At 68.1% G+C, this 22,549-nt stretch carries 15 protein-coding genes; 7 read left to right on the top strand and 8 right to left on the bottom strand.

Annotated elements, in window-relative coordinates; genetic code table 11:
- Together PMI01_RS03205 and PMI01_RS03200 are read right to left on the bottom strand one after the other, a co-directional pair.
- Positions 1-261, bottom strand: a 261-nt coding sequence (locus tag PMI01_RS03205; RefSeq protein ID WP_007662895.1) for a proline racemase family protein, incomplete at its 3' end; no start/stop codon positions are given.
- Positions 262-284: 23 nt separating this feature from the next.
- Positions 285-1,202, bottom strand: a complete 918-nt coding sequence (locus PMI01_RS03200) for a dihydrodipicolinate synthase family protein (RefSeq protein WP_007662894.1) — start codon at positions 1,200-1,202, stop codon at positions 285-287.
- Positions 1,203-1,267: 65 nt separating this feature from the next.
- Between PMI01_RS03200 and PMI01_RS03195 the strand changes: the two genes are divergently transcribed.
- The 3 genes from PMI01_RS03195 (at position 1,268) to PMI01_RS03185 (ending at position 5,299) form a co-directional block, all read left to right on the top strand.
- Positions 1,268-2,545, top strand: coding sequence for an NAD(P)/FAD-dependent oxidoreductase (locus PMI01_RS03195; protein ID WP_007662893.1), 1,278 nt, complete (start codon positions 1,268-1,270; stop codon positions 2,543-2,545).
- Entirely contained in the window at positions 2,542-3,750 is a 1,209-nt protein-coding gene (locus tag PMI01_RS03190; RefSeq protein WP_007662892.1) for a M24 family metallopeptidase, read from the top strand. The genes PMI01_RS03195 and PMI01_RS03190 overlap by 4 nt, the downstream gene beginning before the upstream one ends.
- A gap of 100 nt (positions 3,751-3,850) precedes the next feature.
- Entirely contained in the window at positions 3,851-5,299 is a 1,449-nt protein-coding gene (locus PMI01_RS03185) for an amino acid permease (protein ID WP_007662890.1), read from the top strand.
- 136 nt (positions 5,300-5,435) lie between these two features.
- Here the strand turns inward: PMI01_RS03185 and PMI01_RS03180 are convergent, their stop codons facing one another.
- Together PMI01_RS03180 and PMI01_RS03175 are read right to left on the bottom strand one after the other, a co-directional pair.
- Complete coding sequence (locus PMI01_RS03180) at positions 5,436-6,908, bottom strand: glycoside hydrolase family 30 protein (RefSeq protein WP_007662888.1); 1,473 nt, start codon at positions 6,906-6,908, stop codon at positions 5,436-5,438.
- Positions 6,905-8,479, bottom strand: coding sequence for a DUF5597 domain-containing protein (locus PMI01_RS03175; protein WP_007662885.1), 1,575 nt, complete (start codon positions 8,477-8,479; stop codon positions 6,905-6,907). The genes PMI01_RS03180 and PMI01_RS03175 overlap by 4 nt, the downstream gene beginning before the upstream one ends.
- 417 nt (positions 8,480-8,896) lie before the next feature.
- Here PMI01_RS03175 and PMI01_RS03170 point away from each other — a divergent pair, with 417 nt between their 5' ends.
- The 4 genes from PMI01_RS03170 (at position 8,897) to PMI01_RS03155 (ending at position 17,579) form a co-directional block, all read left to right on the top strand.
- Entirely contained in the window at positions 8,897-11,698 is a 2,802-nt protein-coding gene (locus PMI01_RS03170; protein WP_007662883.1) for a TonB-dependent receptor, read from the top strand.
- 64 nt (positions 11,699-11,762) lie between these two features.
- Entirely contained in the window at positions 11,763-13,316 is a 1,554-nt protein-coding gene (locus PMI01_RS03165; RefSeq protein ID WP_007662881.1) for a tryptophan halogenase family protein, read from the top strand.
- A gap of 52 nt (positions 13,317-13,368) precedes the next feature.
- A complete protein-coding gene (locus PMI01_RS03160) occupies positions 13,369-16,584 on the top strand; it encodes a glycoside hydrolase family 2 TIM barrel-domain containing protein (protein WP_007662879.1) in 3,216 nt (1,071 codons plus the stop codon).
- Positions 16,585-16,655: 71 nt separating this feature from the next.
- Positions 16,656-17,579, top strand: coding sequence for a family 43 glycosylhydrolase (locus PMI01_RS03155; RefSeq protein ID WP_007662877.1), 924 nt, complete (start codon positions 16,656-16,658; stop codon positions 17,577-17,579).
- Between the two features lie 230 nt (positions 17,580-17,809).
- Here PMI01_RS03155 and PMI01_RS03150 read toward each other — a convergent pair whose 3' ends face one another.
- The 4 genes from PMI01_RS03150 to araD1 all read right to left on the bottom strand — a co-directional run bounded on the left by PMI01_RS03150 (position 17,810) and on the right by araD1 (position 22,498).
- Positions 17,810-18,964, bottom strand: a complete 1,155-nt coding sequence (locus PMI01_RS03150; RefSeq protein ID WP_007662875.1) for an aldose epimerase family protein — start codon at positions 18,962-18,964, stop codon at positions 17,810-17,812.
- 63 nt (positions 18,965-19,027) lie between these two features.
- A complete protein-coding gene (locus PMI01_RS03145; RefSeq protein WP_007662873.1) occupies positions 19,028-20,560 on the bottom strand; it encodes an aldehyde dehydrogenase (NADP(+)) in 1,533 nt (510 codons plus the stop codon).
- A 13-nt stretch (positions 20,561-20,573) separates the two neighbouring features.
- Positions 20,574-21,506, bottom strand: a complete 933-nt coding sequence (locus tag PMI01_RS03140) for a Gfo/Idh/MocA family protein (protein WP_007662866.1) — start codon at positions 21,504-21,506, stop codon at positions 20,574-20,576.
- Entirely contained in the window at positions 21,503-22,498 is a 996-nt protein-coding gene (gene araD1, locus PMI01_RS03135) for an AraD1 family protein (RefSeq protein WP_007662865.1), read from the bottom strand. Before araD1 ends, PMI01_RS03140 begins: the two co-directional genes overlap by 4 nt.
- Positions 22,499-22,549: the final 51 nt, after the last annotated feature.

Raw genomic sequence — 22,549 nt, 5'->3', positions numbered from 1 at the left:
CGGCAGCCAGCCGCTGGTCTCGATGAACAGGATGCCGGCGTCGCAATCGGCCTGGGTGGGCGGATAAAGGAAGCCGCCCGACATCATGTCGTGGCCGCGCGGCTCGAACATCAGGCCGGTGCGGATCCAGTCGAAGCGGGCGAGGAAGTCCTGGCGTCGCGCGCTCATCGTGTCGCCGCGCAGCAGCGGGGCGCCGCCGACCACCAGGCGCACCGGATTGCCCGCGGTGTGGCCGTCGATGCAGAAGAATGTGTGACGCATGAACTTCCTCTAGGCCTCTCGCCTTAGGCCGCGACAGCTGGGGTGAGGAGCGGTCGGGTGGCGGCGGCTTCCTCGACCATGGCGATGACCTGGGCGCGGCGGGCGCCGGCCAAGGGCAGGCGGGGCATGCGCACGCGCTCGGTTCCACGGCCCATGATCTGTTCGGCCAGCTTAATCGACTGCACCAGGTCGTGTTCGGCGTCCAGGTGCAGAAGCGGCATGAACCAGCGATAGATGCGGCGCGCTTCTTCCAGGTCGCCGCGATCGACGGCGGCGACCAGGGCCACCGATTCCTGCGGGAAGGCGCTGGTCAGGCCGGAGACCCAGCCGCGGGCGCCCATGAGCAGGCCTTCGAGGGCGACGTCGTCGAGGCCGGCCATCAGGATGAAGCGCTCGCCAAAGGCCCGGGCCAGATCGGTGAAGCGGCGGGTGTCGGGCGCGCTTTCCTTGACCGCCACGATGGTCGGCTCTTCAGCAAGGCGGGCCAGCACGTCCAGGGTGATGGCGGCGCGATAGGCCGGAGGATTGTTGTAGAGCATGATCGGCAGGGCGGAGGCTTGGGCGACCGTGCGGAAGTGGGCCACGAGCTCGGCCTCGGTCGGCACGTAGACCATGGCGGGCAAGACCATCAGCGCGTCGGCGCCGATAGATTCTGCGCTCTTGGCGAAGGCGGCGGCGCGCGGCGTGGTCAACTCCGAGACCCCGACGATGATCGGCACTCGGCCAGCCACCACCTCGACGGCCGCCTGCAGCACCTGGCGCTTTTCGTCGGCTTCGAGCGAATTGTTCTCGCCGCAGGTGCCCAGCACCACGAGACCGTGTACGCCGTCGCGAACCAAGGCGTCGAGCACCTGCTGGCTGGCGTCGATGTCGATCGAAAGGTCGGTGTTGAACTGGGTGGTGGCGGCCGGGAACACGCCCGACCAATTCATGGAGCTCATACGACTTGCACCTCTAACTGCTTCGTCTACGGTATACGAAATGGCGAAGCGGAGGTAAAGCCCAGGTGGGACAGGCGGCGGGAACATTGGTGATCGGGGGCGGGGTGGTCGGAAAGGCCTGCGCCCTGGCCTTGCGTCGCGCCGGCGAAACGGTGCTGCTGCTCGATCCGCAAAGCCTGTCACGTCCCGCCTCCTACGGCAACGCGGGCCACATCGCGGTCGAGCAGGTGGAGCCCCTGGCTTCGCCTGCCGCCCTGGCCTCGGCTTTTGGCCGTCTGTTCCTGCTGGGGGGCGCGCTTGATTTCCGCTTGGCGGACGTCGCCGCCTGGGGCCCCTGGGCGGCGCGCTATATGAGGGCGTCGACTCCGGAGGGCGCGGCGCATGGCAAGCGGGTGCTGAGCAACCTGCTCCAGGACGCCCTGCCAGCCTGGCGACGTCTGGCCGCTTCCCTCGACCGGCCCGATCTGCTGATCGAGCGCGGTCACGTCGTGGTCTGGGAGAGCCAGGATACCGCTCGCTCAGGTCTTGAGGCCTGGCGCGCCGCTGATATCGGCCAGGCCAGGCTGCGACCCCTGTCCGATCCGCTGGCGCGACGGCTGGGGCAGTCGATCGACGTCCCGATCGCTGGCGGCGCTCAGTTCGAGAACACGGGCCAGGTGCGCGACCCGGCACTGGTCCTGCGATTGTTGGACGAGGCCTTCGCGGCCCTGGGCGGCCAGCGGCGGATCGGTCGTGCCGTGCGACTGTTGAACATCGAGGGGCGTGTCGAGGTCCTGCTCGAGGACGGCGAGCGGCTGGCGCCGGAGCGCGTGCTGGTCGCGGGCGGCGTGGGTTCCGGCGCGTTGATGCGCGACCTTGGCCACGTCGCGCCGGTGATCGCCGAGCGCGGCTACCATCTCGAAGGCGGCGCGGGGCGCTGGGGTGACCTGCCGCCCGTCGTGTTCGAGGATCGCTCGCTGATCCTCACGCGTTTCGGCGACCGGTTGCGGGCCGCCAGCTTCGTCGAATTCGGCCGCGAATCGTCGCCGCCCGATCCCCGTAAATGGTCGCGCCTGCGTCGCCATCTTTCCGAGCTGGGGGTGCGGATGGAGGGCCCGATCGCTGAATGGATGGGCGCTCGACCGACCTTGCCTGACTATCTTCCCGCCATCGGCGTCAGCCGGCGGGCCGACAATCTTTACTACGCCTTCGGCCACCAGCATCTGGGCCTGACCTTGGCGGCGGTGACCAGCGAATGGGTCGCCGCCCTGATGGGCCGAGCGATCCCGGCGGTCGATCTGATCCCCCTTGATCTGGAGCGGTTCGCGCGACCGTCCGACCTACGAAAGAGGAACGCGGCATGACCCACGGCGTCGGTGGCTCGACCATGGACCTGCAATTGGCGGGATTGTCACCTCGGCCCGGGCGACCGCCGGCCATCGCCGTCGTCGAATACGAGGCGCGACTGGAGCGGGCGCGAGTCCTGACCGCGGCGCTGGGCGCCGACGCGCTTCTGGTCGGGGCGGGGACAAGCCTGCGCTATTTCACCGGCGTGCCGTGGGGCGCGACCGAACGGCTGGTGGCGTTGCTGCTGCCGCGCAAGGGGAGGCCGGTCATGATCTGCCCGGCCTTCGAGCTGGGCTCGCTGCGGGCCGACCTGAAGATCGAGGCCGACATCCGCCTCTGGCAGGAGCACGACAGTCCGGCCGCCCTGGTGGCCCAGGCGCTCTCCGAGATCGGCGCTGACGTCCTGGCGCTCGATCCGGCCGCGCCGTTCTCATTGTTCTCCGCTCTGGAAAAGACGGCGCCGTCCTTGCGCGCTCTGGACGCCGCCCCGGTCATCGACGGCTGCCGCGCCCTCAAGTCGCCGGCGGAACTGGCCCTGATGCGCTATGCCAAGGCCATCACCCTGGATGTCCACCGTCGCGCCGCCGCCATGCTCGCGCCAGGCATCGCCGCCAGCGCCGTCAAGCGGTTCATCGACACCGCCCACCGCGCCGCGGGCGCCGACGGCGGTTCGACCTTCTGCGCTGTGCAGTTCGACCGCGCCACCGCCTACCCGCATGGTCTGCCCGGCGACCAGGCGCTGGGGGAGGGCGAGTTGGTGCTGATCGACACCGGCTGCCAGGTCGAGGGCTACAACGCCGACATCACCCGCACCTATGTGTTCGGCGAACCGGGCGACGAGCATCGGCGGATCTGGGACATCGAGCACGAGGCTCAGGCCGCCGCCTTCGCCGCGGTCCGCCCGGGCCTGCCCTGCGAAGCGATCGACGCGGCGGCGCGCCAGGTGTTGCAGCGCTACGGCCTGGGTCCCGACTACGCGTTGCCGGGCCTGCCGCATCGCACCGGTCACGGCATCGGCCTGTCGATCCACGAGGGTCCCTATCTGGTGCGCGGCGACCGCACGCCCCTGGCGCCGGGCATGTGCTTTTCCAACGAGCCGATGATCGTCGTGCCCGACCGCTTCGGCGTGCGGCTGGAGGACCATTTCCACGTCACCGAGGATGGTGCGGCCTGGTTCACCGAGCCCTCGCCCTCGATCGACGCGCCGTTCGGTCCGTCGTGACGCCTGCGAACCCCGATAGGGGGCGTTCGCGAGCACATTTTTCACATTGTCCCGGCCGGTCGTTTCCGGTCCGTCAAAGACCACCTTTGGGGGTAATCGCATGAACTTCTGGACCCGTCGCAAGGCGCTCGACGCGATCGTCTCGGTGGAGGCCGACCGTCGGCTGAAGCCGACCCTGTCCTGGCCGCACCTGCTGGCCCTGGGTATCGGAGCCATCATCGGCACGGGGATCTACACCCTGACCGGCATCGGCGCCGAGCGGGCGGGGCCAGCGGTGATCCTGGCCTTCGCCGCCTGCGGCGTCCTGTGCGTGTTCGCCGCCCTGGCCTATGCCGAGGTCGCGACCCTGATCCCAGCCGCTGGCAGCGCCTATACCTACGCCTATGCGGTGCTGGGCGAGGGCCTGGCCTGGATCGTCGGCTGGAGTCTGGTGCTGGAGTACGCCGTCACCTGCGCGGCCGTGGCCGTCGGCTGGTCGGGCTACATGGTCGGCCTGCTCCAGAGCGTCGGGATTCACCTGCCGCCGCAGATCCTGGCCGGGCCGCACGCCGGCGGGGTCATCAATCTGCCGGCCGTGCTGATCACCGCCGCCGTCACCGCCCTGCTGGCGAAAGGCGCGCGCGAGAGCGCCACGCTCAACATTGGCCTGGTGGTGATCAAGATCGTCGCCCTGGCCGTCTTCGTCGGCCTGACCTTCACGGCCATCAAGGGGCACAACTTCACGCCGTTCATGCCCTATGGCTTCGCCGCCCACACCGAGGCGGGCCATCCGCGCGGCGTGATGGCCGCCGCCGCCATCGTGTTCTTCGCCTTCTTCGGCTTCGACGCGGTCTCGACCTCGGCCGAGGAGGTCAAGAATCCCAAGCGCGACCTGACCATCGGCATCATCGGCTCGATGGTGATCTGCACCCTGATCTACATGGTGGTCGCCGCCTGCGCGGTGGGGGCCTGGCCCTATGCCGAGTTCGCCCGTTCGGGGGAGCCGCTGGCCTTCATCCTGCGCGGCCTGGGCCACCCGGCCGCCGCCTTCGGCATCGCCGCCGCCGCCATCATCGCCCTGCCCAGCGTCATCCTGGTGATGATGTTCGGTCAGACCCGGGTGTTCTTCGTCATGGCGCGGGACGGCCTCCTGCCGCGCGGCCTGGGCCGGCTACATGCCAAGACCGGCGCGCCGGTCACCCTGACTCTGATCACCGGGGCGGTCGTGGCGCTGGTCGGCGGGTTCCTGCCGCTGGACCAGATCGCCGAGCTGTCCAATGCCGGCACCCTGCTGGCCTTCATCTGCGTGGCGGTGTGCCTGATGGTGCTGCGCGTGCGTCGGCCGGACCTGCCGCGACTGTTCCGTTGCCCGGCGGTGTGGATCGTCGGCCCGCTGGCGGTCGTCGGTTGCCTCTATTTCATGATCAGCCTGCCGTCCGCCACGCTGATCCGGTTCGTGGTCTGGAACCTCATCGGCCTGGTGGTCTATCTGGCCTATAGCCGCCGTGCGAGCCTCCTGGGGCACGGTGTCGATGCCCCTCTCGTTCATCAGGAAAGCGCGGCGCTTTAAAAACGACTTCGCCCAAGGGCAATCCACGGTTCTGGCCACGTGCCTTTCAGCGTCCCGGCCCTCCTGATCGATGGCCGCGAGCTGAAAGGCGCGCCTGGCAAGACGCCACTCTGGTCTCCCAGCCGAATTTCGGAGCCTATCGCTTCGCCGCCGTCTTTCGCATCACCAGGGTGGTCACGGAACGAGGGGGGGCGACAAGCCGCGCGCTTGGTTCGGCATGCCGAGCGGCGTCGGACACCACGGCCCGGCCGGTCCAGCCGGGCGGCGTCACGAGGCGGCGCGCCGACAGGCCGCCATTCACGTGCACCAGCACCAGTTCCTGGCCGTTAGGCGACAGCGCGCCAACCGTGTCGATGTCATCGACGAAGATCAGGCGGTAGCCCGGCCGGATGAAGCGGCTGAACTGGGCCATCGCCCAGTATTTGGACGTCACATGAAGGTCCTGCGGACCCGCCGGCGGCTGGGTCAGATCCGCCTTGATCAGCCCCCAATTGGACCCGGCGCCGCCGTTGCGGGCGCTGAGATCCTCGACCGCCTGCCAGAACACCCAGGCGGAGGGTTCCAGGCGCTTGAGGTCCAGGACAATGTGCTCGGCCAGGGCGAGCGCCGAGGACACGCTGTCGAAATTCTCCGGGTCCTTGTCCATCGGCGTGTCGTCCTCCGACATCCAAAGGCGAACGCCGGAAGCTCGAGCGACATCGCGCACGCCGGTCTGGTTGACCGTTCCGTAGCTGTGGACGTTCAACTGGCCTATCGCACGCCGGGCGGCCGGCGGGTACTCGGCCCAGTCGGCGAGGAAGGTGCTGGAGTTGGTTTCATCGGGGCCACTGACGCGGGTCGAAAGTCCGCGCGCCCTGAGCGCGGTGTCCGCCGCGATGAACATCGCCGCCTGGCGGGCCGGGCTCCAGTGCGCGCCTTCCTGTCGGTTGTCGGCGAACCAGTAGTCGGTATTGGGCTCGTTGACCGGCGAGAGGGTGCGAAAGGCGACGCCATGGCGGCGTTGCAACTCGTCGACGACGCGGGCCAGGTAAGCGGCGAACAGCGCTTCATGCCCGGGGCGCAGATTGTCATCGAGCGCCCTTTGCGCGCCTGAGACCTTGCCGCTGACCGTCATGAACCAGGGTGGAGAATTGGAGAATGCCTCGAGGGTCGGATCGGACACCCGCGCCTTGATGGCGTCGAGCCACCATCTCTGGCCGGCGTCCGCCGACCAATCCCACATCGCCTCGTCCTCGGGCCGCCACCAGGCGTCGCCCGTTGTCCCTTCGGGTTGACGCCAGAAGCCTTCCACGGCGGCTCCGGGTCGCAGGCCGGGCTCGGCCCCCGGACGCGCGCCGCCGCCGATGTTGTAGCGTCCGATGGTCCAGCCCAGGCCGCCCGATCCGTACAGAAGATCGGCCAGGCGCTGGCGCACCGGCTCATTCCAGTTTCCGCTGACATTGGCGAACCAGGCCAGGGCCGTGCCCCAACCTTCGAATTCCGGGCCTGGTCGATCGAAGGCGGGGGAGAGCCTGACGCTCACCTCCGGTTCGGCCCCGGCCGCAGCGACACCGATTCCGCTGGCCAGGGCCAAACCAGCGCCGAGCATGGCGCGACGGGAGGGGATCATGGATTGACCTGCACGGTGACGAGCAAAGACCGGCCCTCCTTGGGCAGGATCAGGCCGAAGGCGGTTTCGTCGCCGTTGAGCAACCGCTCGCCGATCCAGGCTCCGGCCTCAAACCGTCCCTCCTGGACGGTGACCAGCTGGACCGATCCAGTCTGGCCCAGTTTGGGGGAGAACTTCAGATTGGCCGAGGTCCCCGTGACATAGAATCGGTCCGGCGCGGCCTCGGCGACGAGCACCCGGCCCGACAGGTCCTTGTTGCCCTGACCGCGCGGACCACCGTAGCCGTCGCGCACCTCACCGAACCGGGCGACGAGGTCGACCGCGGAGAAGGGCAGGGGGATATTGGCCAATCCATCCTCTTCGACGGCCACCTCGACCTTGCCTTCGTCGCGCAGCGGCAGGAGCACGGAAGCGGCTGGACCCAGCAAGCGGTAGGTTGTGGCCATGGGCTCCTCGGCCTCGCGGCCGTCCTTGAGGCCGATCCGCGCATCCAGGCCGAATTTCGAGATCCCGACGCCGTGGGGCTGAGCGATCGTCCAGAAAGCATGCCGGGCATGGGCCATGCTGCCGCCGGTCTCGGGCACGAACAACGGGTTTCCGGGAACGTCGTAAGCGCGGGCGATGGCGGTGTAGGGTGCGACATTGGTGTCGTAGTTGTCGACGCCGACGATATCCACCGCCGGGGCCAGAGCTCGCCATTGGGGCAGGAGCCAGGAGACGGCGCCGCCGGAAGGCGAACTCTCGCCTGGACGCTCCAGCCCCGGCTGTTCGCGCGGCCAGACGTTGACATAGAGCGGCAGGTCGTAGGCGGCCTTGCCCGCCGCGGCCACCGCGCCGACGTACCGGGCGGTGTGATAGGCCATGAAGGCCTCCGGAGCGCGATCGGCATAGTTCTGCGTCCAGCCGCCGGGCCGGGCTCCCGGCATGTCGGCGGGCACGGGCGCATCATAGAGAGCCTGGGCCGTCGGCGAATAGTCGCGATCGGAACCCAAGACGCCCGCTTCGTTCTCGACCTGGACCATGATCACGGTCTTCTGCTTGCCGTCGATGGCCTTGAGATGGGCCATCACGGCGCCGAAGGCGCGCGCATCGGCGTCCCGGCCGGCCGTTCCAATGGGACTGAGGGCCTCGATCGCTCGGCCTTCGCGCGTCATCACTCGCGGAAAGCGCACGGTGTCGCGCTTGACCCAGGCCGGCGTGTAGCTCATCGCGCCGTTCTTCCACGAGCCGAACCACAATAGCGCCAGCCGGACCTTCTGGGTGCGGGCTTCGGCGACAAGTCCGTCGATCAGCGAAAAGTCGTAACGCCCCTCGACTGGTTCGATCGACTCCCAGCCGATCGGCGCCATCACGGTGTTGGCATGGCTGCCCTCGATCGCCGATCCGAGCGCATGCAGGACGGCCGGGTAGCCGCTTGAGTTGTTGAGCTGGACGCCGAGCACCAGGAACGGCTTTCCGTCGACCATGAGGCGTGGCTTGCCGTCGGCGGCGGTGGTCAAGCCGTCCTGAGCCAGCGCCGATGCGCCGAGCAGGAAGGAAGCGCACAGGGCGCCGAGAAGAGCCGCCTTCATCGGCGAATCGCTTTCGAGGCTCGCGAACGGATCAAGCCAAGCGTGGCGTGAAGCATGGGCGCGGTCGCCCTTTCCAGGAGCGCGAGCAGCAAACTTTAATCCTCCCTGATTTCCAAATTTGTACGACAAGTGTATGGCGCCGGCAAGGACCCGGGAAGGGAACCCCAATGAACGAGGCCTGCCCTCGATCGGCCTGTGAACGTGTCGATTAGACCGCTGCGCGCTCGAATTCGAGGGTTTCCAGTTCGAATCGCGCGACCATCGTGAATGGAGAGCCATTCCGTCGAGCAAGGCGCGGTGCGGATACCGGCCCCCGGCGCCCTCTTCGAATGGCACTTGTAATATAAATAATACGGAAATAATGTCCGACAAGAAATCGGGCCGTTCGAGCACGATCGATAGCGATAGGAGGGAACCGTGGTCGTGAAGAGTTTCTATTTCCAGTTGATGGCGGGCGCATCAGCCGCGGCAGTCGTCGCCGCCACCGGCGGCGTCGCCGCGGCCCAAACCGCGCCGGCGCAGACTTCCGATTCCAATGCGGTGGCCGAGGTTGTGGTCACCGGCGTGCGAGAAAGCCTCCGCTCGGCTCAGGCCCTCAAGCGTAACGCCGACCAGATCGTCGATTCGGTCCAGGCCCAGGACATCGGCAAGCTGCCCGACGCCAACACCACCGAGGCGCTGCAACGCATCACCGGTGTGCAGATCCAGCGCCGCTATGGCGAAGGGGCCACCGACTTCGATCACCGCACGCAGCCGGCCGTCACCGTTCGCGGCCTGACCCAGGTGCAGAACTTCCTGGACGGTCGCGCCGTCTATTCCGCCTCGGGCGGTCGGGCGTTCGACCTGGAAGGCGTTCCGCCCGAACTGCTCTCGGGCATCGACGTCTACAAGAACGCGCCGGCCAACATCATCGAGGGCGGCGTCGGCGGAGCGGTGAACCTGCGCACCCGCAAGCCGTTCGACGCGGCCGGCCGCGTGCTCAGCGCCACGGTGCGCGGCAACTACTACGACCGGGTCGGCAAGGACGGCGGCTCGATCTCGGGCCTCTACAGCAACCGCTGGGACACGTCCGCCGGCGAGGTGGGTTTCCTGGTCAATGCCGTGCTCAGCAAGAGCCATTACCGCCAGGATGGCCTGCTGGCCGGTCCGTTCGACACCGTGGCGGCCGGCTCGATCGCGGGCGCCCCGGCCAACGCCCAGGTCCCCTACGGCTTCGAGATCTACGACGACAGCGGCGACCGCAAGCGCCTGGGCATCGCCACGGCTGTCCAATGGCAGCCGAACGACAACCTGCTGCTGACCGCCCAGTACCAGCGCACCAAGTACTGGTTCAATCGGACTGGCGCCTACTACTACGACTTCAACAACCGCTCGAACCAGCGGAACGCCGCAGGCGTGGTGACCAGCTACGGCACCGATCCGCTGCCGGGCGCGGCCTTCACCTTCAATGACGAGGGCTATGCCACAAAGGGCTCGCTGCAGAACCAGACCTTCGAGACCGGCCGGTTCGACCAGCAGCTGTGGAGCCAGAGCCAGAACTTCACCCTGAACGCCGCCTGGCGGGTCAGCGACAAGCTGAAGACCAATTTCGACGCCCAGTACCTGAAGTCGTACTACAACGCCGACCGTAACGGTCACGTCCTGTCGCTGTACACCCAGGTCGGCCAGACCGCCCTGACCACGCCGCACAAGACGGTCGTAGACTTCGACCTGACGGGTAAGTACCCGAAGTGGGACGTTCGCGATCCGACCCTGCTGAGCAACCCGGCCAACTACACCACGCCGTTCATCGCCGACTCCCTGCAGCGTAACGACGCCGAGACCTTCGCCCTGGCCGGCGACTTCGAATACGACTTCGAGGGCGGCTTCTTCGACAAGCTGCGCGGCGGCGCGCGCTATTCCGACAACAGCATCGACCTGCGCGGCACCTGGCACGGAGTCTGCGTGACGTCGCTGGGCGCCGATCCGAACTGCTCGGCTCCGGCCGGCACGCCGCTGGTGCCGCTGTCGGCCCACCCGCAGCTGGCGATGAAGGGCCCGTCCAAGGACTGGTTCGACGGCAACACCGTCAAGGGCGGCCTGCTGTATCCGGCCTTCCCCGCCGGCGACGGGGTCTGGGCCCAGACCAAGGCGCTCTACGCCTTGCTGGGCGCGACGACCAAGGACAGCTTCACCCCCGGCGACCTCAACAGCCAGACCGAGAAGACCTATACCGGCTGGGCGGTCGCCGATTACGACACCGAGATCGGCGGGGTCGCCATCGACGGCGGCGTCGGCGTGCGGGTGATCAAGACGCAGGCCACCTCGACGGGCACGCAGTTCAATTCGGACGGCACCTCGAAGGCGATCGACGTCGACAACAGCTACACGCGGGTCCTGCCCAGCTTCAACCTGCGCGCCAAGCTGACGGACACCTTGCAGGCGCGCCTGGCCTATTCGAAGGGCCTGGCCCGGCCGAACTTCGACCAGCTGTCGACCAACCTGACGCTGAACAATCCCAACCAGGTCAACCCGGTCACCGGTCACCCCAGCGCCAGCTCCGGAAACCCGGCCCTGCATCCAATCGAGTCGGACAACTACGACCTGACGGCCGAATGGTACTTCTCCAACACCGGATCGCTGACGGCTGGCGTCTTCTACAAGAAGGTCGACGGCTTCCTGGCTGGTGGCACGGTGACGGGCACCTACAACGGCGTGGTTTACGACGTCGGCACCGTGGTCAACTCGGGCAAGGGCACGGTCAAGGGGATCGAGCTGGGCTACCAGCAGTTCTTCGACTTCCTGCCGGGCCTGCTGAGTGGCCTGGGCCTGCAGGCCAACTACACCTATGTCGACAGCAGCGTGAGCAACCCGTTCGCGACGGCCGGCTCGAACATTCCCCAGCAGGTGCCGCTCGAGAAGCTGTCGAAGAACAGCTACAACCTGATTGGTCTGTATGAGAAGGGACCGGTCAGCGCCCGCGTCGCCTATAATTGGCGTTCCAGCTACCTTGATCAGACCACCGGCAGCGGCGCCAACGGCATCCCGCAGTACGCCAGGCCCTACGCCTCCCTGGACGCTTCGGTCAGCTTCGATGTCAACGAACACGTCGCCGTCTCGTTCGATGCGGTGAATCTGAACAACCGCATGAACGTCCTCTACATCGGCACGTCCGCCGCGCCGTTGCAGTACCAGCTGAACGATCGACGGTTCGGTGTCGCCCTGCGCGTGACCTACTAGCACCTCCCCCTGCTAGCCGACGTGGCGGTCTTCGCCACGTCGGCGTCTTTTTGTCAGGTTCTCCATGTCTGAGGCTCCCTCGACGTCGGCGACATCCTCCGACCGGGACGGCGCGATCTCGCGTATCGTGATCGTCGGCGGCGGCGCGGCCGGCTGGATGGCGGCGGCCGCCTTGTCCCGCGGGCTGGGTCCGCGCGGCCCAGCGATCACCCTGATCGAGTCCGAGGAGATCGGCATCGTCGGGGTGGGCGAGGCGACCATCCCGCCGATCCGCGCCTTCAATTCCCTGATCGGTCTCGATGAGAGCGCTTTCGTCCGCGAGACGCAGGGCACGTTCAAGCTGGGCATCGAGTTCGTCGACTGGACCCGGCTCGGCGACCGCTATTTCCATCCGTTCGGCGTCTACGGCCACGACTTCGGAGTCGCGCCATTCGAGGCGGTGTGGCGGCGCCTGCGCCGCGCAGGACAAGCCCAGCCGCTGGACGCCTATTCCGTCTGCGCCCGCGCTGCGGCGCAAGGTCGGTTCGCGCCGATCCCGCAGGCCGCGGGCGGGCCGCCGCCGATGGGCTACGCCTTTCATTTCGATGCGACGCTCTATGCGCGAATGCTGCGGACCCACGCCGAGGCCGCCGGCGTCGTCCGTCGCGAGGGTAAGGTCGTCGATGTGTCCCTGCGCGGCGCGGACGGCTTCGTCGAGGCGGTGACCCTGGCCAGCGGCGAGCGGATCGCCGGCGACCTCTTCATCGACTGTTCGGGCTTCCGTTCGCTTCTCCTGGGCCAGGCCCTGGGCACGCCGTTCGAGGACTGGTCGCGTTGGCTGCCCAACGACCGCGCTCTGGCCGTGCCTTCGGCCAACGCCGGTCCGCCCACCCCCTTCACTCGCTCGACGGCCCGCGAGGCTGGCTGGCAGTGGCGCATTCCGCTCCAGCACCGGACTGGCAACGGCTACGTCTTCTCCAGCCGTCACGTGTCGATCGACGAGGCGACGGCGACCCTGCTGTCGGGCCTCGATGGCGAACCCCTGGCCGAGCCGCGGCTGCTGACGTTCCAGGCCGGGCGGCGCGAGGCCTGCTGGGTGAAGAACGTCGTGGCCCTGGGCCTGGCTTCCGGCTTTCTGGAGCCGTTGGAGTCGACCAGCATCCACCTGATCCAGGCCGGCATCGCGCGCCTCTTGGAGATGCTGCCGACGCGGGCCTTCGAGCCCGCCGACGCGCGGCGCTACAATCGGCTGATGGCGGCCGACTTCGACAACGTCCGCGACTTTCTGGTCCTGCACTTCCACGTCACCCAGCGCGACGATACGCCGTACTGGCGCGAGCTGCGGGCCATGACCCCGCCCGAAAGCCTGGCCGAGCGGCTGTCCATCTACCGCGCCACCGGTCGGATTTTCCGCGAGAGCGACGAGCTCTTCACCAAGACCAGCTGGCTGGCGGTGATGGAAGGGCAAGGGGCGCAGGCTCGGGACGATGACCCCCTGGCCCTGGCCGTGCCCCAGGAGCTGGGCGCCGCCCGCCTGGCGAAGATCGCCGAGATGGCGCGCCAGGCGGTCGACCGGATGCCGACGCACGGCGACTTCATCGACGCGCACTGTCTGGCGCGGATGTCGGCGCCGGTCTAGAGACTAATTATCTTATAAATGAAGCCGGGGTTTGCCGGTCGGGAGGGTGCGTATGAAGAAGGTCCTGTTGGCCAGTGTCGCCTGGTTGGGGCTGGCCGCGGGCGCGGCCGCCGAGGCGCCGCGCGTTGAGCCGGTGCAGGTGGACGCCTCGCGTCCGGACTGGGAGAACCCGGCGGTCTATGCGCGGGGCAAGCTGGCGGCCAGCGCCACCCACTTCCCGTTCGAAAGCCGCGAGGCCGCCCTGGCCGGCGACCAGACGCGATCGGCGCGCTATCAGACCTTGGATGGCCCGTGGTCGTTCAGCTTCTCGCCCTCGTCGGACGCTGTCCCCGACGGGTTCGAAAAGCCGGACTATGACGTCAGCGGCTGGAAGACCATCAAGGTCCCGGCGATGTGGCAGACCGAGGGCTACGATCAGCCTCGGTACAACAACATCACCTATCCGTTCCCGGCCAACCGCCCGCTGATCCCGCACGCGACCAACCCGGTCGGTTCGTATCGCCGGACCTTCGAGGTCCCAGCCGGCTGGTCGGGCCAGGACGTGATCCTGCACATCGGCGCGGCCGGCTCGGCCTATCGCGTCTGGGTCAACGGCCAGGAGGCGGGCTATTCCGAGGACTCCAAGCTTCCCAGCGAGTTCGACGTCACCAAGCTGCTGAAGCCGGGCCAGAAGAACATCGTCGCCATCCAGATCCACCGCTGGTCGGACGGCTCCTACCTGGAGGACCAGGACTTCTGGCGGGTGAGCGGCATTGAGCGCTCGGTCTATCTGAAGGCCGCGCCCAAGGCCCGGCTGACCGACCTGTTCGTCCACGCCGGTTTGGACAAGGCCTACCGCGACGGCGTGCTGTCGACCGATCTGGCCCTGACGAAGCGCGACCAGGCCGTCACCGTGCGCATGACCCTGCTGGACGGCGACAAGGCCGTCCTGACCAAGGAGAACAAGGTCGCGGCCGGAGCGGCCAGGACCGAGACCCTGTCGGCCACCATCCCGGGTGTCCGACAATGGACCGCCGAGACGCCCAACCTCTACACCCTGCTGGTCGAGGTGCTGGACGCCAAGGGCCAGATCATCCAGGCCACGCCGCAACGCATCGGCTTTCGCACCGTCGAGATCAAGGACGGCCGGGTGGCGGTCAATGGCCAGCCCATCGTCATTCGCGGCGTCAATCGCCACGAGCACGACCCCGAAACCTTCCACGTCATCTCGGAAGCCTCGATGCGCCGCGACATCGAGCTGATGAAGCGCAACAACATCAACGCCGTGCGCACCTCGCACTACCCTAACGCCGAGCTCTGGTACGCCCTGGCCGACGAGTACGGCCTCTATGTCATGGACGAGGCCGATATCGAGAGCCACGCCTACATGGACTACGCCAACAAGCATCCGGAGCTGCGGCCCAAGCTGCAGATCGGCTTCGACCCGGCCTGGGAAGGCGCCCACGTCAGCCGCGTGCTGAACATGGTCGAGCGCGACAAGAACCATCCCTCGGTGATCTTCTGGTCGCTGGGCAACGAGGCCGGCATCGGACCCAATTTCGAGAAGGCGGCTGCGGAGGCCCGCAAGCGCGATCCGTCGCGCCTGATCTCGTATCTCGGCTGGGGCACCCTGGACTGGGAGCATGCCCCGAACAGCTATGTCGACGTCTACGCGCCGATGTACGACGACGTCGAGAAGATGGTCGACTGGGCGCTGGATCCGACCCGCACCCAGCCGATGATCCAGTGCGAATATTCCCACATGCAGGGCAATTCCGGTGGGAATTTCAAGGAGTACTGGGACACCATCTACAAGTACGACAAGCTGCAGGGCGGCTTCATCTGGGACTGGGTCGACCAGTCGATGTACCGCTATGCCAAGGACGGTCGTCGCTACTGGGGCGACGGCGGCGAGTACGGGCCGAACCCCGGCGGCGATGTCGAATTCGGCGATGGCCTGAACCAGCCCGACCGCACGCCCAACCCGCATATCTACGAGGTGCAGAAGGTCCTCTCGCCGATCCAGTTCGAGGGCTTCGATCCCGCGACCGGCGCGGTGACGGTACGCAATCGCCACGACTTCCGAGACCTTTCCGGCTTCGCTTTCGAGTGGGTGCTGGAGGAGAACGGCGTGGCCATCGCCAAGGGCGACCTGCCGGCCTTGTCGACCAGGGCGCGGGCCACCCAGACGATCACGCTGCCGTTGCCGAAGATCGAGCGCAAGCCGAGCGCCGAGTACTTCATCACCGTCCGCGCCAAGGCCCGGGCGGGCGCCGTGCCGCTGACGCCGGAAGGCTATGTGGTCGGTTGGGAACAGTTCGCCCTGGGTCAGTCCACGGCCGTGACCGCCCCGGCGGCCAAGGGCGCTGTCGAGCTGAAGGAGGCCGCCGACGCCGTCACCCTGTCAGCGGGCGGCGCCAGCCTGACGCTGGATCGCAAGACGGGCCTGGTCACCGGCTACGGCAAGGCGGGCTCGTCGCTGCTGACCGGCGGCGCGCCCAACTTCTTCCGGGCCGAGATCGACAACGACACCCTCACGGGCACCGTCTCGCAGCAGACGCCGTGGAAGGTGATGACCAACGAGCGACAGGTCCGCTCGATCACCAGCCGCCGCCTGCCGGGCGGCGGAGCCGAGGTCGTCGTTGATCACGAGCTGGGGGCGGGCGCGGCGCGCTTCGTCACCACCTACGCGATGAACGGTGACGGGACCGTGGACGTCGCCGGCCTGCTGACGCCGCTGAAGAGCGATCTGCCACCGCCGGTCAGGGTGGGGCTGTGGTTCACGATGCCGACCAGCGTCAAGATGGTCGAGTGGTACGGCCGGGGTCCGCACGAGAGCTATGTCGACCGCAAGACCAGCGCGCCGATCGGCCTGTGGCGCGGCCAGATCGCCGAACAGAACCACGACTACATGCGGCCGCAGGACACCGGCAACAAGGTCGACGTCCGCTGGATGGAGGTCTCGGGCGAGGGCAGGGGCCTGCGGGTCCGGAGCCAGACGCCGTTGATGATGAACGTCCTGGCCTTCCCCTACGCCGACCTCTACCGCCGCCCCGAGGGGACCTGGAAAAGCACCGACATCGTCCCGCACGGCGAGGTCTCGCTGCTGGTCGATGGCGCGCAGTGGGGCGTCGGCGGCGACACGGCCTGGAACCATGTCGGCCAGCCGCACATGCAGTACCGCACCCGTCTGGAGCCCACCCGGGTGAGCTTCAGGCTTGAGCCGTTCGACGGCGAGGGCACGACGCCAGGCAAGGCTTTGCCGGCGCGGGCCACGACCCCGCAATAGCCGCTGGCTCCCATCTCGCCATCGATGCTCCGGCGGTCGCCGCCGGAGCATCGAATTCAAGGAGTTCCACCATGAGGCCTTTCGTACTGGTCCTTGCCGCCTTGCTCGCGAGTCCGGCCCTGGCCGGCGAACCGATCAGCTCGCGCTTCAATGGCGATCCGTCGCCCCACGCCTTCAAGTCCGGCTACTATCTCTACGCCACCGACGACGCGTCGAATTCCGGAACCTATTGGGACTCGACCACCTGGCGGCTCTACACTTCCAAGGACATGAAGCGCTGGGCGGACGCCGGCGCGTTCTTGAACGTTTCGGTTTTCGGGTGGGCCAGGCCCGACGCCAAGGCATGGGCTCCGGACGCGGCCTATCGGAACGGCAAGTACTATTTCTACGCGCCGGTGGGCGGCGATAAGATCGGCGTGGCCGTCGCCGATCACCCCGAGGGGCCCTTCAAGGACGCCATCGGCGCGCCCCTGGTCGACAAGGCTCGCGACGCCAACGCCGGCGACGAGCCGATCGATCCGCAGGTGCTGATCGACGACGATGGCCAAGCCTACATGGTCTTCGGCACCCGCGTGCCCAAGATCGTCAAGCTGGGCTCGGACATGGTCAGCCTAGCCGGGCCGATCCAGAACCTTGTCGTGACGGGTTTCCCCGCCGCTGATCCCAAGAAGAAATATGGCGAGGCTCCGTTCCTGCATAAGCGCAAGGGGCTCTACTATTTCAGCTTTTCGACCGGTTGGCCGGGCCAGATCGTCTACGCCACGGCCAAGACCCCCATGGGGCCCTACGCCTATCGCGGCGTGATCCTCGACTATCTGAAGATCTCGACCAACCATCAGGCGATCCTGCAGGACAAGGGCAGGACTTGGTTCTTCTACCACGACAATCTGCTGGCCGGCGGCGGCGACCATCGCCGTTCGATCGCCATCGAGCCGCTGACCTACTCGGCCGACGGGACGATCGAGGAGGTGCGCCCCAAGCGCGCAGTCAAGTAGGCTGGGCCCGACCAGCTTGAGGGGGAATACGGGCGCACGCGGATCGCTATTGAGTGCGGCCGCGCCAGTGCGCGCGACCGCCACGTGCTCACCCTGATCAGCCAATTGAACACGGCCGCGGCGGGAGCTCCCCAGCAGCCGTGTTCAGCTTGGCGTCGAGGGTTTCGCGAGAACCCGCCGGATCGTTCAAGAGGCCGGACTCCGGCGTCGCTCGGGCGCGACGCCGGGACCTATTTCTGAGTTGTCAGACGAAACACCATCACATTCCGGTAGGTCTGGCCCGGATCCAGGCGCACCGGCGCGAAGGCCGGCTTGTTGGGGGCGTCGGGGAAGTGCTGCGGCTCCAGCGCGACGCCGTCGCCCTGGCGATAGATCTTGCCGCTCTTGCCCACCATCGTGCCGTCGATGAAGTTGCCGGTGTAGAACTGGATGCCCGGCTGGTCGCTGAGGATTTCCAGAACCCGGCCGCTCTTGGCGTCGGCCAGGCGGGCGGCCAGGCGCGGGGCGCCGCCGGCCTTGCCGGTCAGCACCATGTTGTGGTCGTAGCCGCGGCCGACGACGATCTGCGGGTCGCTGGCGTCGCGCAGCCGCTCGCCCACCACCTTGGGTGTGCGGAAGTCGAACGGGGTGCCAGCCACCGGGGTGATCTGGCCGGTCGGGATCAGTTCGGCGTCGACCGGGGTGTAGCCGTCGGACGCCAAGGTCAGGACATTGCCCATCGCTCCGCCGGGCGAGCCTTCGCCGGCGAGGTTGAACAGGGCGTGGTTGGTCAGGTTGACGATGGTCGGCTTGTCGGTCGTGGCGCCGTAGGTGATCGTCAGGTCGTTGTTCTCGTCCAGGGCGTAGGTCGCCGTCGCGGTCAGGGTTCCGGGATAGCCCTCGTCGCCGTCGGGGCTGACGAGGCTGAAGGTCACCGAGGCGACGGGGCCGCGCTTGACGTCGACCACTTTCCAGACCTGCTTGTCGAAGCCCTTGACGCCGCCGTGCAGGGCCGCGACGCCGTTATTGTTCAGCGCCAGTTGGTAGGTCTTGCCATCCAGAGCGAAGCGGCCCTTGCCGATGCGGTTGGCGAACCGGCCGACCGAGGCGCCGAAGTAGCTGGCGTTCTTGGCGTAGGCGGCGGCGTCCGCGAAGCCCAGGGCGATGTCGGCCTCGGCGCCGCTGCGGTCGGGCGCCACCAGCGACTGCAGGGTGGCGCCGTAGGTGATGACCGTGGCGCTGACCCCGTGACCGTTGGTCAGGGTGATGGCCTCGACCTCGGCGCCGTCGGGCGTCTTGCCGAAGGGCTTGCGGGCATAGTCCGCCGCCTGAGCGCCGCCCGCGCAGAGCGCGGTGGAGGCCAGTAGGGCTGCGGCGAGGGCGGCGGTGCAAGAAGGCGCGTTCATGGCTCTGGTTTCCTCTAGCGCCCGGCTCCCGGGCTTGTTGTCGTTTATCGGCGCGTGGCGACGTCAGGACGTCAAAACGCCATCCACAGCGCGGGCCAAATCCAGCGGATTGCCGGTCTTGAGCGCCGCTGGCAGCAGGTCGTCCGGAATGTCCTGATAGCAAACCGGCCGCAGGAACCGTTCGATGGCCCGCGTGCCCACCGAGGTGCCGCGCGGGTCGGAGGTGGCCGGGAACGGGCCGCCATGGACCATGGCGTGCGAGACCTCGACGCCGGTCGGCCAGCCATTGGCCAGGATTCTCCCGGCCTTGCGTTCCAGGGTGGGCAGCAGGCCGCGCGCGAAGTCGGCGTCGTCGGCGTCCATCTGCAGGGTGGCGGTCAGCTGGCCTTCCAGGCTTTCCAGCAGGGTCTTCATCTGCGCGGCGTCGGTCACCCGGACGATCAGCGAAGACGAGCCGAACACCTCGTGGCCCAGCACGGCGTCGCGCAGGAAGGTCTCGGCCTCGACCGCGAACAGCGCGCCCACCGCCTGGTTGACGCCGTCGCCGACGCAGCCCCGGGCCAGCGGTTCGACACCCTCGCGACCGGCCAGACGATCGACGCCCTGCTCGTAGGCGCCGAAGATGCCGGGGGTCAGCATGACGTGCGGCTGGGCGGTGGTCAGGGCGGCGGCGGCGGCGGTCGTGAAGCGGTCGAGGTCGGGGCCGGCCAGGGCGAAGACCAGGCCAGGATTGGTGCAGAACTGGCCGGCGCCCAGGGTCAGGGAGCCGACGAAGGCCGCGCCCAGGGTCTCGGCTCGCGCCGCCAGGGCGGCCGGGCACAGCACCACGGGATTGACGCTGCTCATCTCGGCGAAGACCGGGATCGGCTCGGGGCGCTCGGCGGCGATCCGCACCAGGGCCATGCCGCCGGCTCGTGAGCCGGTGAAGCCCACGGCTTTGACGCGTGGGTCGCGCACCAGGCCTCCGCCCAGATCGTGCGACTGGCCGGTCAGCAGGGCGAAGACGCCGGCCGGCAGGCCCGCGGCCGCTACGGCGCGGGCGATGGCGCCGCCGACCAGGGCGCCCGTGTTGGGATGGGCCGGGTGGCCCTTGACGATCACCGGGCAGCCGGCCGCCAGCGCCGCGGCCGTGTCGCCGCCGGCCGTCGAAAAGGCCAGCGGGAAGTTGCTGGCTCCGAATACCACCACCGGTCCCAGCGGAATGAAGCGCTGGCGCAGGTCGGCGCGCGGCAGGGGCTTGCGGTCGGGCAGGGCCGGGTCGATCCGCGCCCCGATCCAGTCGCCGCGCCGCACCACCTGGGCGAACAGCCGCAACTGGCCGGTTGTGCGGCCTCGCTCGCCGGTCAGCCGGGCCAGCGGCAACCCGGTCTCGGCCATGGCGGTCTCGATCAGTATGTCGCCGATCGCCTCGATCTCGGCGGCGATGGCTTCCAGGAAAGCCGCGCGGGCTTCGGGGGCGGTCTCGCGATAGGTGTCGAACGCCGCGGCCGCCGCCGCGCAGGCCGCGTCGATCGCGGCGGCGTCCGGTTCGGGAAAGACCGGGCCGAAAGGTTCATTGGTGGTGGGGTTGAGGGCTCGTAGCGCGGCGTTGGACATCGGTAGGCTCGCTCTATTCGACAAAGGCGGGGGCGACGACGCGGCGGCCCAGCAGGAAGGCGTCGGCCACGTGGCGTAAGGGGCTGACGTCGACGTCGCTGGCGTGGCCTTCGACCAGCTGAGCGAAGGCGTCGTACAGCCCGGCATACTCGGCGTCCGGCGCCTCCAGAATCAGGGCACCGTCGATCCACAGCTTGGAGCCGCCGTGCGACAGTTTCAGCAGACCGTCGGTCGTTTCGATCTCGATGTCCCAGCTCTGCGGGCCGGTCTGCAGGAAGTCGAATTCAGCGGTGATCGGCACGCCGACCGCGTCGACGAAATCCAGCTCGGCCTGGATGGGCGACTGGCGGTTCTCCGGCACGTGCAGCACGGCCTGGGTGAGAAAGAACGGCCGGGGCAGGATTCGGGTGACGATCGACAGGGCGTTGATGCCCGGGTCGAACACGCCCAGCCCGCCGGCTTCCCAGATCCAATCCTGGCCCGGATGCCAGACGCGGACATCTTCCTTCCACGCGATGCGCACGGCCTGGATCGTCCGGTCGGCCAGCCAGACGCGGGCCGGCTCGACCCCGGGGGCATGGCGCGAATGCCAGGTGGTCTGCAGGGTCAGGCCGCGGGCGGCGGCGGTCAGGCGCAGATCCTCGACCTCGCTCAACGTCGCGCCCGGTGGCTTTTCCAGCATCACGTGCTTGCCGGCGGCCAGCGCCATGTGGGCCAGGCGGTGGCGAGGCTGCGGCGGCGTGCACAGCGACACCGCGTCGATACTGACGTCGCTGGCCAGCAGGTCTTCCAGGGCCGTGAAGTGCGCCACGCCGTCCAGGTCGGCGTTGCGGCTGACGATGGCGGCCAGTTCGAACCGGTTGTCGCCCGCCAGGGCCGGCAGGTGCTGGTCGCGGGCTATCTTGCCCAGGCCAACCAGGGCGATGCGGATGCGGTTCCGGGTCACAGGCTGCGCACCGTCACGGGACGCTCGGGCGCCTGGGCCAGACTGTTGCGGACCGGATAGAGGAACGGCGCGGCGCTGATCTCGAAGATGTCGTCCACGCGGGTCTGAAAGCCTTCGGAGAACGACAGGGTGGCGGTGCCGAAGAAGTGGACGTGGACGTCGCCTGGCCGGCGGAAGATCTCGTACTTGAAGTGATGGTGCTCGAGATTGGCGATGGTGTGGGACATGTTGGCCTCGCCCGACAGGAAGGGCTTTTCCCAGACGACCTTATCGCCGCGCAGGATACGGCTGGCGCCACGCACGTCGGCCGGCAGTTCGCCGGTCAGAAGTTCGGGACCCAGGGCCGCCTGGCGCAGCTTGGAGTGCGCCAGCCACAGATAGTTGCCGCGTTCGACGATGTGGTCGGAGAACTCGTTGGCCAGGCAGAAGCCCAGGCGGTAGGGCGCGCCGTCGGGGCCGATCAGGTAGACGCCGGCGATCTCCGGCTCCTCGCCGCCGTCCTGGGCGAAGGCCGGCGAGGTGAGGGGACTGCCTGGGCCGACCACGTGCGAGCCGTCGCCCTTGTAGAACCATTCCGGCTGAGCCCCAACGACGCCGGTCTCGGGCTTGCCGCCCTCGACGCCCATCAGGAACATCCGCATCGAGTCGGTCAGCTGTTCGCCCGCTTGCGCCGCCTTGTGCATCTTGTCGCGCCCCTCGGCCGAGCCGAGGTGGGTCAGGCCGGTGCCGGTGAGGATCAGGTGAGCGGGGTCGGGATGGTCGATTGGAGCCAGGACGCGGCCTTCGGCCAGGGCGGCGGGGAGGTCGATCTCGGCCCCAAGCGGGCGGCTCTGGGCGGCCTCGGTCAAGCTGGCGCTGGTCGCCAAGGCGGCTTGGGCGAGGGCCAGCAGGGTGTCGGCCACCTCAACCCGCCAGGCCTGGCCCGCGTCGTTGACCGCCGCGAGGATTCGCGTACCGCCCTGTTCTCTCAGTTGCACGAACCGCAGCACCATGGCTGTCGCTACCTCTCAAGGCGTGGATTATTTAGTCAGACAAATAGCGAT

Origin of the sequence: Caulobacter sp. AP07, assembly GCF_000281955.1 — a bacterium.
Lineage (GTDB): Bacteria > Pseudomonadota > Alphaproteobacteria > Caulobacterales > Caulobacteraceae > Caulobacter.
Note: the sequence above shows the minus strand (reverse complement) of the source record. Positions and strands in the feature narration are given on the sequence as shown.